The organism is Clostridium nigeriense, assembly GCF_050585265.1.
Classification (GTDB): Bacteria; Bacillota; Clostridia; order Clostridiales; family Clostridiaceae; genus Clostridium; species Clostridium nigeriense_B.
On the sequence record NZ_JBNOOE010000032.1, the window covers coordinates 1 to 11,076 of the forward strand.

The window sequence follows — 11,076 nt, forward strand, 5'->3', positions numbered from 1 at the left end:
ATAAATTAATATATTTTAAATTATATTACATATTTGTATAAAATTAAAGACTGCTGACACTTTGTCAGCAGTCTGTATAAAAAAATCATTTTATAAGAATAAAATGATTTTTTTATTATTTAGGAATTATATAAACTATAAATTTAAGAATATCTATTTTAAAATTTTATTTATAAATATGAGTAAAACTTTATTATTAAGAGTTTTAGCCTATAATTAAGAATTATAATGGTATAATTTAAAAAATTAAGACAATTTAAACTGTAGAGTTATAAATATAAATTTGATATAGTATTATAAATTATGATAAAATGATTTCATTATATAAAAATAAGGAGAATGAGTAAATGGAAGGAAGTCCCGGGAGTAGTTTAATTTTAATTTTAATTTTAGTTGTTATTAATGCATTTTTTGCATCTGCTGAAATGGCAATAGTGTCATTAAACAAAACTAAAATCAATATTCTAGCTGAGGAAGGAAATAAAAAAGCAAAATTATTAAAGAATGTTTTAAAGGATCCAAATAAATTCTTGTCAACAATTCAAGTTGGAATAACATTTGCAGGATTCTTTGCTTCTGCATCAGCAGCAACATCACTTTCATATAGTTTTGCAAATTTTTTAAAGGGGTTTAATATTCCTTATAGTGAAAGTATTGCATTAGTTTTAACAACAGTTGCTATATCATATTTTACATTAGTTTTAGGAGAATTAGTGCCTAAAAGAATAGCACTTCAAAATTCAGAAAAATTAGCAATGTCATCAATAAAGATTATAATCTTTGTATCTAAAGTGACCAAGCCTTTTGTATGGTTTTTATCATTTTCAACCAACATTATTTTAAAGTTACTTAGAATTAATACAGAAGGAATAGAAGAGCAAATTTCAAGAGAAGAGATTAGAAGTTTAATAGAAATAGGAGAAGAAAATGGTGCTATAAATCAATCAGAAAGAGAAATGATTGATGGAATTATAGAATTTGATGATACAAGTGCTAAAAAGGTAATGACACCTAGAACAGAAACATTTTTATTAGATGTTAATGATAATATAAGAGATTGTGTTAAGGACATCTTAGATGAGAACTTTTCAAGAATACCTGTATATGAAAATGAAATAGATAATATTATAGGTATATTGCATATGAAGGATTTATTTGCAAGTATAGTTGAAAAGGGAATAGATAATGTTGAAATAAGGGATTTATTGAAGGAACCATGTTTCTTTATTGAAACTAAAAATATAGACGACTTGTTTAAAGAATTAAAAGAAAAGAAAGCATATATAGCTATACTAATAGATGAATATGGTGGATTTTCAGGTATAGTTACTATGGAAGATATTATAGAAGAAGTTATGGGAGAAATCCATGATGAATATGATGATAATTTAGACATAGAAAAAATAGATGATGATAATTATATAGTTAGTGGACTAATGACACTAGAAGATATAAGTGATTATTTAGGTATAGAATTAGAATCAGAAGTAGCAGATACTATAGCTGGATTATTTATAGAAAAGCTTGGAGAAATACCATCTTCTACCAAAAATTGTGAAGTAAAATTAGATAACTTAACTTTAAAGTTATTAAAATTAGATGAAAAAAGAATAGATAGAATTCATATAGCTGTAGATCATAAAATACAACAAGAAGTAGTTTGTGACACAGATGAATAAAATTTATAAATAATAATGAATAACACTCCTCTATATTATGAAAAATAATAAAGAGGAGTGTTTTTATTATGAAAGAAAAAACTGTAAAAGAATTAAATTCACAATTAGAAGGAGTTATAATGGGAGAAAATGAAATTAGAAAGCTTCTAGAAAAGGCAAAAGATTATAAGGTAATTGAGCTTCTTGATAATACTTTAGCTATAGCAGAAAAAAATAAGCTACTAATTATTGAGGAAATAGAAGAATTAGGTGGAAAGCCTACTAATAATGAAGGAGCCTTTGGAAAAATAATAGAAATCTTTAATAGTATGAAGGAAATGGCAATAGATACAGATAAAGAAATATTGGCAAAAGCAATAAAAGGAACTGAAATGGGATTTAAAGCTATTTTAGATTTTCTTATAAAGAATGAAGATTTACATGATCATTTTAAAAAAGAGATAATTGAAATATCTGATGAGTATAGCAATAATATAAAAATAATGCAAGAGTATCTAATAGAATTATAGTGATTATAAAAAAATAGTTTATATGAATAAATTTATTTAATTAAAGCAAAATAAAAATAATATAATAAAGGAGTGTGTATTCATGAGTTCGAAAATAATGACTTTTAACGACGAGAATGGAAATAAGGTCGAATATGCTATTCTAGAACAAAAACTTATTTGTGGAAATGAATATGTAGCAATGGCACCAGTAAATGATAAATCCCATATAGAAATATATAAGATAAAATTTGATAAGGATTGGAATGAGAGCTTAAGTGAAGTAGATTCAGACAAAGAAATTAAAATGTATAAAGATGTTTCTTCATTAAACTTCTAAATATAAATTTAAGGAAGGGGCTGTCTAGTTAGACAGCCCCTTTTTCAGTTTTGAAGAGTTAAAACATCACAGAAAGATGAATTGAGGAATAGAAGCATAAGTAAAATTTATAATTACAGAAATGAGTAATTATAATCTTTAATTTGTATAAGTAAATATGTTATGTTAATGTGACTTGTAGCTAGAGACAGGGCAACTACTATAACAGATTTACTTATTTTTTTTTCATATTCACAAATAAATTTATATATGAATAATATAAAGTAAAATAATTTTAGGAGTAGTAATTAATGAATAATTATAATTTAATAATGAGATTACAAGCTAAAATGCAAGACCCTAGATTCTCTGAAAGGTTTAATAGAATAGTTTCAGAATTTAATAGTATTCCTGGCGTTCAACAAGAAGTTATGAGAATAGTGCAAATAGAGGATGAAAGAAAAAGAGAAAAGGCTATATCTAGATTACCTGATAGAGTTAAGAGACTAGTTATGGAAGTAAACTCATTACTAAATGAGTAAAAGAAAATCTATTAATTATTAACAATTGAAAAATACTTGCATATATTATGTATTATAACAATTTACAAGGAGATAAAAAGTATGGGAACTAATTATGAATATAATGCTGAAAATTTTGAAGAAATTTTAAGCAGACTTCAAGCAGATGAAGGGAATTCAGTATCAAATTTTAATGATGCTAATTTCGAAAGTGAGATTTTTAATAATAATTTTTCTGACATAGAAAACTTAAGCCTAAACGAATTAAATAATACAACAACTACTACTAATAATAGTGGATGTTGTGGAAATAGTGATGATGATACCTTTTTAAGTAATCTTGAGAATGATGTGAATCTAACAGGATTAACTGATGATTTAAATTTTCAATCATTAAGTTGTAGTTCTAACAGTAATAATTGTAGCTCCAATAGCAATAATTGTAGTTCTAATAGTAATAATTGTAGTGGAGTTGTAAATTCTCGTGAATGTTATGAACGAGGACTAAGAGAAGGATTAGAACAAGGATTTATAAGAGGATTTAAAAGAGGATGTCAACAAGGTAGAAATGAAGGGTTACGTGAAGGATTTAATAGAGGTTTAGAAAGAGGCTTAAGTAGAGCAGAAGAATTAGCAAGAGCTAGTTATGAAAAAGGATTTAGATGTGGATTTGAAAAAGGATTTAGATCTGGATATCAAAAAGGTTTTAGAGATGGATGTAGAGCTGGATTTGAAAGAGGAGCAAGAGCTGGGTTTAGAAGAGGTTATGAAAGAGCAGTTAGAGATATAATAAGATCTATAAATGATAACTTTGGAACAGGAAATAATAGCTCTTGTCCAAGTACTTCTAATAATTTGGTAACTAACGGTAACTGGAGATGCTGTTAGTATTATTGACATGAATTAATTAATCCTTTACTATTACAGTACTTTATGTTAGTGGGATTACTGATTATTTCGGTAATCCTTTATCATATATAATAATTTAAAATGAGAGGAAATTATTATGAAATTAGTGTATAATTATTTTAAAAAGTAAGTTAGGAGGGAATGAATGAATAATGTAACAATTGCATTTTTAATAACGCTGTTTGCAGGACTTGCTACAGGAATTGGAAGCTTAATAGCTTTTCTAGCTAAAAGTACAAATAAAAAGTTTCTATCTGTTAGTTTAGGTTTTTCGGCAGGGGTTATGATATATGTTTCTATGGTCGAAATATTTGTTAAAGCTAAAGATTCTTTGGTTTTAGCAAAAGGAGTTAAGGTAGGAAGTTGGATAACTGTTATTTCCTTTTTTGGAGGAATGCTATTAATAGCAATAATAGACAAGTTTGTGCCAAGTGGTGAGAATCCTCATGAAGTTAGGTCAATACCTTCTGAAGAAAGCGAAGAGGAGAAAAATAAAAGAGGATTATTAAGAACTGGGGTATTTACAGCTTTAGCTATAGCAATCCATAATTTCCCGGAAGGTTTAGCAACCTTTGTATCAGCATTAAGTGACATGAAGATAGCTATTCCCATAGCTGTTGCAATAGCTATACATAATATTCCAGAGGGGATATCTGTGTCAGTACCCATTTATTATGCAACAGGAGATAAAAAGAAAGCTTTTATGTATTCATTTTTATCAGGAATGGCAGAGCCAGTTGGAGCTATAGTTGGATATGGACTATTAAGAAATTTCTTTAATGATCTATCATTTGGGATAATATTTGCAATGGTAGCAGGTATAATGGTATTTATATCATTGGATGAGTTACTTCCAGCGGCAAAAGAATATGGAGAACATCATTTATCAATCTATGGATTAATTTTAGGTATGATAGTAATGGCAGTAAGCCTATTATTATTCCTTTAAATTTATAAGAAAATCCTATGAATAGTTTCTTATAGGTTTGATAATTTAGTTTTGAGTGTGTTATATAATGTGTTATGACCTGGTGCTAAAGCAATAGTCCAATAAACATTATGTAGCACACTTTTCATTTGTTAGATAATTCCTAAATGGTGAATAATTAATTAAATTTAAAAAATAAATAAAAAAATTTAAAAAAGTGCATTATAATTTAAGTGATATAATTTTAGAAAGAGAGGTTCATAATGAAAATTAATTGGAATAATAAATATACAACTATATCAATATATTCTTTTTTAGTTGCAGTTTCAGTGATTTTATTCTATTTAGCAATATCACAGGTATCTATATTTACAGATAAATTAGATTCTATAATTGTAATATTTCAACCATTTATAATAGGATTTTCAATAGCATATATTATTAACTTCCTATTAGTATTTTATGAAAATAAAGTTTTTGAAACAAAATATATAAAAAAATTAAAGTTAAAGTCTAAGAGAGGACTGGGCATAGTTCTTTCCTATATTACAGCGTTTTTTATAATTGGTATGGTAGTTAAATTTTTATTACCTCAAGTTATAGATAGTATAATTGGATTAGTAAATGATATACCTACATATATAAATAGCACTACGGAATTTGTAAATAAAGCAATAAAGGATTTAAATATTGAAGATCAATATTCTAAAACATTAATAGATAACTTTAATAATTTAGTTAACTATATTATTAGATTTGTAACTAATTTAATTCCAGCAATAGGTAGCCTAGTTGCTAAAATTGCATCAAGTATATGGAATGTCATATTAGGAATAATAGTATCAGTATATTTATTAATAGATAAAGAAAAATTATGTGCTTTATGCAAGAAGGTAACATATGGACTTTTAACAGAAGAATATGCAGAGGGTTTAATTAGATTATTTCATAAAAGTAACCATACTTTTGGTAGATTTTTAATTGGTAAAATAATTGATTCATTAATTATAGGAGTATTGACATTTATTATATTAACAATATTTAAAATGCCATATACAGTATTAGTATCTGTAATAGTTGGTATAACAAATATTATTCCATTTTTTGGACCATTTATAGGTGCAATACCTTCTTTTATTATAATTCTATTTGTTTCACCAGTGCAATCATTATGGTTTTTATTAATAATTCTAGTTATACAACAATTAGATGGAAATGTAATTGGACCTAAGATATTAGGAGATTCTATTGGAATTTCAGCATTTTGGATATTATTCTCTATATTAGTAGCTGGTAAGGTATTAGGATTAGTGGGAATGATTATAGGTGTTCCGTTATTTGCAATTTTCTATTCGATAATTAAAGAATTTATAGAAGGAAGATTAAGAAAAAAGGGACTAAAAATAGATACAAAAGATTATATGTAATAAATAAAAAATTACAATCCATATCAAAAAGGAATTGTAATTTTTATTTTAGCAGTAAATATGTTATGTTAGAGCAACTTGGAGCTTTCCAGATTGAAACTAATATACCATATTTACTGCTTTTTTTATTCTTTAGGAAATTATAAAGAAGCACTTTTTATTAGAGCTGCAATTATATTAAGAAAAAATTACTTTTTTACAAAAATAATAAAATTTAACAGTAAAATATTGACATTAAGTTAAGTAAATAGGATATTATAAGATTAAGAAATAAATATTAGATTAATAATATTAGTAATAGATATTATAACTAATATTATAATAGGCTAATAAAAATAGGAGGCGATGAGTATTTATAGAGAAATTGCAGAAAAAATGTTAATGGAATTGAATCAAGTTATTTTAGGAAAGGAATCATTTATATTTGAAGTTGTATCTGCTGTATTAGCTAATGGACATATTTTGTTGGAGGATATACCTGGTGTTGGGAAAACAACACTAGCATTATCAGTTTCAAAACTTATGGGGCTTAAATGGAATAGAGTTCAGTTCACTCCAGATGTTCTTCCATCAGACTTAACTGGATTTTCTATATATAGGAGAGAAACGGAGAAATTTGTATATCAGCCTGGAGCTGTATTTTGTAACCTGCTTTTAGCTGATGAAATTAACAGAACTTCACCAAAAACACAATCTGCCCTTTTGGAGGTTATGGAAGAAATGCAGGTTACAGTTGATGGGAATACTAGAGAGGTACCTTCCCCTTTTTTAGTTATTGCAACTCAGAATCCATTAGGAACTTCTGGAACACAACCTTTGCCATCAGCACAAATGGATAGATTTTTAGTTTGTATAACAATGGGATATCCTGATTTTAAAAGTGAAGTTATAATGGCAAAAGAATTAGATGCAGGAAAAAGAACAGAAAAATTAGCACCAATTGCTAATGCAGAATTATTATTAAAAATGCAAAAGGAAGTAGAAAAGGTTTATGTACATGATTCTATATATGAGTATATTGTAAGATTAATTACTGCAACTAGAGAGTGTGAGTATTTTAATGTAGGGGTAAGCCCAAGGGGAACTATTGCACTTGTAAAAATTTCAAGAGCTACTGCATGGTTAAATGGAAATGATTTTGTATCTCCTTCTGATGTCTATAATCAATTTACTGCAATTGCAAGACATAGAGTTCAGATTAGTGCAAAGGCAAGAATAGATGGAATAGATAAAGAGGAGATTTTAGAGGGAATTTTAAGAAATACAGATATGCCATCATTTAAGAGGAAGTGATACAATGCGGAAAATATGTTATTTATTATTCCTTATTCTAACTTTTTATTTAGCAGGAATGTATAGAGTAGAAGTGTTAAATCTATTAGTTTTATCAGAGATTTTATTATTTATAAGTTTATTTATTATTACTAAGTATTTTGTAAAGAAAATAGATGCACAGATACAAGTGAATAGTGTAGAAGTAAATAAAGAAAATATAATAAAAGGAAGAGTAATAGTAACAAATGAGACTTGGCTCCCAATTACACGGTTTTGTATAAAAATAGAATACTTTAATATTAAGGTATCTAAGACTGCAATTAAAAAGATAAAGGGTTATGTGCCTGCAAAAAGTAAGGTTGAAATGGAATTTAGGATGAAATCTAAATATTGTGGTATTTTACATTTGAGAATAAAGGAAATAAAGGTATATGACTATTTATCATTGTTTAATAGAAGAAAAAATGGAAAAGGGGACTTAGAGGTTTTAATATTGCCTTCAGGACGTAAAATTAGAACAAAGTTGGAAGAGGGAGATTATATATACTATCCACCTGATGTAGCAATGACTTCAGAAGAATTAATTAGTCAGCCACCAGAGATAGCATGGATTAACACCTATAAGCAAGGGGATTCTATGCGTGATATACATTGGAAATTAAGTGCTAGAAATGACAATATATTAATTAAAAAGTATTCATCAGATATAGAAAATAGGATTTCGTTTTTTATAGATATGAGAAATGAAAGAAAAGTAGATATAGGACGAAAGGATGCTTTTTACGAATTATGTTCAGCAATTTCTCTTGGACTTATAGAAAATAAAATAGCACACTGTGTAAGGTGGTATGATACAGATAAATTAAATATTGTAGATAGAATAGTAAGAACAGAAGAAGACTATATAAATATGATGGAAGAGTTAATGTTGAAAGAAGAATTAATAGATGAAAATTTGTCTGATGAAGAATATTTAAAAAATAATTATTTATATGATAATAATTTTGAAACTATTATTTATTTGAATTTAGAATTAAAAGTATTCTTAAATAGGCAAGAGCTTATGCAGTTTTCAGAAGAAAATTATGTAGAAGAGATAGAAAGGAGATGTCTTACTGTTTAAGTTTAGAAGAAAAAAGAGAAGAATAGAAAATGTGGGAATAGAATTAAAAACAAGTGTTTTTAAGATACAGAGAAATAATAAAAATATACTATCATATATAGTATTGTTTTTAAGTTATCTTTGTGGAGTTATGGGGATATTGTATACTATATCTTTTAGTCCATATTTGACTTTCAAAAAGGCGGAAGTATACCTTTTAACACTAGTTACATGTTTGATTATTTGGCTTTTATATGGGAGCAAAAAAATATTTATTTTAGGAATAATTCTTATATTAGCAGGTTTGTTTAATGGCAACTTTTTAGTAGATCAGTGGAGAATTATATTAGAAGCGGTGCTATATAACATAAATATACTTTCAAGCTTTGATATTACTGAGACAGTATTAATATTTTTTATAATAGTATCTTTTATTATATATTGGCTTACTTTTATAAAAGGAAAAGGGTGGCTTCTTTATCCAGTTTCAATTGCAGTTATATTAATTGGACCAATTATAGGAAATCCACCTAATATTATTCAAGTTTGTTTATTTGTATTTTTCCATATAGGAATTTCTGTTACGGGAAATCTGATATCTGGCAAGAGAAAGAAAAGAAAAATGATGCCTGTTCAGATGAATACTGCGGGGATAGGTATACTTTTAGTTGGAGTATTTTTTAGCATTTCTTTATTATTTGTTTATAGAATAACAGATAATCATATGTCAAAGCTTTTTTCTATACCAGTTAGATTAGAAAGTGAAGTTAGTAAAATTACAGCATCATGGAAATTTAGCATTAGAAATCAGGGTAAAGTAAGCAGAGGGAATAATTATGCTGTAGGAAGTGATAAATTAGAAGTAACTGTTTCAGAAAAACCTAGTGAAGTAATTTATCTTAAAAATTTTATAGGTAGTGATTATATGGAAAATCAATGGGAAGAAGCTGATGAATCAGATTATTCAGGAGTTGGAAGTATATATGCTATAGTATTAGATGACAAAAATAGTACTCAATATTATAAAGATAGGCAATTTGATTTAGTGAATAATATCTACTTATCAGAGAGTATGATAGAAAATCCAAGCTTAGATGAGAATGAAGAAAAAAATTTGAATTCTGCTCAATGGTTAATAGTAAAAAATCTTATTTCGGACAGTGAAGAATATTATACTCCATATATTTCAGAATATAAGCGGAGGCAAGGTGATGAATATTTATTTTCAATTTATAGTGAGCAGGATTTTTTAGAGGCGCTACAAAAAAAAGAAATTGCTGCTGTTTTAGATTATAAAAATATAGAGGAAGATTATGAGAGCTATGCTAGAAGAGGATATTTAAATGTATCAAAAGAAAGGTTTCCACGTATTGCAGAGCTTTGCAATAAAAATCCATTATATAATCCAAGTGATGTTACAGAATTTATAAAAAATACTATGTGGTCAATGGCATCTTATACATTAACACCTGGAGTAATACCATTGGATCAGGAAATACCTGAATACTTTTTATTTGAAAGTGGGAAAGGCTATTGTATACATTTCGCAACTACTGCAACTTTAATGTATAGGATGTATGGAATACCAGCAAGATATGTTACAGGCTATATAGCAAAGCCATCTCAATTTAAAGAACAAGATAGTGGAACTTATAAGGCGGTTCTTACAGATCGTCAGGCACATGCATGGGTAGAAATTTATTTAGAAGGTTTGGGATGGCAGAAGGTAGAAGTAACACCTTCCATAAATCAAATTAATAATAATGAAGGATATCAAGAAGTAGAGGAAGAAGAAAATACTAGTACAGAAGAAGAAAATGTTTTATCTGAAAGTGTTAAGGAAGAAAATCAAGAAAACATAACTAATGAAATAAATATGGATGAAGAAGAATATTTAAAAAAGGGAAATAAAAATTATTATAAACTTGTAAAGACAATAGAAATAAGCAGTATAGTTATAATAATTATAGGAAGTATTTGTTATGCTATACTATTAAGAAGAAAGAAAATATTAAATAAATACAAGGTATATTATGCAGATAAATTAGTTTCAAAAATAGTAGAAGTGATTAAGTTTGGTGGATATATAGAAGATTATAGAGGTAATGACCAAGAATTTGCCCATATAATTGCAAAAACAGTTCCAAATATTAAAGTTCAGGATGCTGAGCATATTATAAAGTATGCTTATCAGGAGGCATTTGGAAATAAACATGTATCCTTAGAAAAAACAAAAGAAGTACTAATGGCTTATGAAAAGTCATGTATTTTTGTTTATGAAAGACTTCCTGGATGGAAAAAATTATATTTTAAATATATAAAGGTATATTGGTAAAAAAAGGAGCTGTTACACCAATGTCACTTAGTTAACATTATGGCAGCCTAATAAAAACATGAAGCTATCGCTATCTGTATAAAAAATCCGCTA

10 protein-coding genes are annotated in these 11,076 nt (G+C 27.0%); all 10 read left to right on the forward strand.

What is annotated here, in order from left to right; translation table 11 throughout:
• The first annotated feature begins 347 nt into the window (after nt 1–347).
• The 10 genes from ACQPVP_RS16660 (at nt 348) to ACQPVP_RS16705 (ending at nt 10,983) form a co-directional block, all read left to right on the forward strand.
• Nucleotides 348–1,679 (forward strand): hemolysin family protein, encoded by a 1,332-nt coding sequence (locus ACQPVP_RS16660; protein ID WP_430851869.1) that lies wholly within the window; start codon nt 348–350, stop codon nt 1,677–1,679.
• Nucleotides 1,680–1,747: 68 nt separating this feature from the next.
• Nucleotides 1,748–2,188, forward strand: a complete 441-nt coding sequence (locus ACQPVP_RS16665) for a DUF2383 domain-containing protein (RefSeq protein ID WP_430851871.1) — start codon at nt 1,748–1,750, stop codon at nt 2,186–2,188.
• An 82-nt stretch (nt 2,189–2,270) separates the two neighbouring features.
• Nucleotides 2,271–2,507: a DUF1292 domain-containing protein gene (locus ACQPVP_RS16670; RefSeq protein ID WP_430851873.1), complete on the forward strand. Its 237-nt coding sequence runs from the start codon at nt 2,271–2,273 to the stop codon at nt 2,505–2,507.
• A 290-nt stretch (nt 2,508–2,797) separates the two neighbouring features.
• On the forward strand, nt 2,798–3,028 hold the full coding sequence (locus ACQPVP_RS16675) for a hypothetical protein (protein ID WP_430851875.1): 231 nt from the start codon (nt 2,798–2,800) through the stop codon (nt 3,026–3,028).
• Nucleotides 3,029–3,109: 81 nt separating this feature from the next.
• A complete protein-coding gene (locus ACQPVP_RS16680) occupies nt 3,110–3,895 on the forward strand; it encodes a hypothetical protein (protein WP_430851877.1) in 786 nt (261 codons plus the stop codon).
• A 166-nt stretch (nt 3,896–4,061) separates the two neighbouring features.
• Nucleotides 4,062–4,865 (forward strand): zinc transporter ZupT, encoded by an 804-nt coding sequence (gene zupT / locus ACQPVP_RS16685; RefSeq protein WP_430851879.1) that lies wholly within the window; start codon nt 4,062–4,064, stop codon nt 4,863–4,865.
• 242 nt (nt 4,866–5,107) lie between these two features.
• The gene (locus ACQPVP_RS16690) at nt 5,108–6,271 is read left to right on the forward strand and encodes an AI-2E family transporter (RefSeq protein WP_430851881.1); all 1,164 of its coding nucleotides are present in this window, start codon (nt 5,108–5,110) and stop codon (nt 6,269–6,271) included.
• Nucleotides 6,272–6,616: 345 nt separating this feature from the next.
• Nucleotides 6,617–7,564, forward strand: coding sequence for an AAA family ATPase (locus ACQPVP_RS16695; protein WP_430851883.1), 948 nt, complete (start codon nt 6,617–6,619; stop codon nt 7,562–7,564).
• A 4-nt stretch (nt 7,565–7,568) separates the two neighbouring features.
• Entirely contained in the window at nt 7,569–8,669 is a 1,101-nt protein-coding gene (locus ACQPVP_RS16700; RefSeq protein ID WP_430851885.1) for a DUF58 domain-containing protein, read from the forward strand.
• Nucleotides 8,670–8,700: 31 nt separating this feature from the next.
• Nucleotides 8,701–10,983 (forward strand): transglutaminase-like domain-containing protein, encoded by a 2,283-nt coding sequence (locus ACQPVP_RS16705; protein WP_430851887.1) that lies wholly within the window; start codon nt 8,701–8,703, stop codon nt 10,981–10,983.
• Nucleotides 10,984–11,076: the final 93 nt, after the last annotated feature.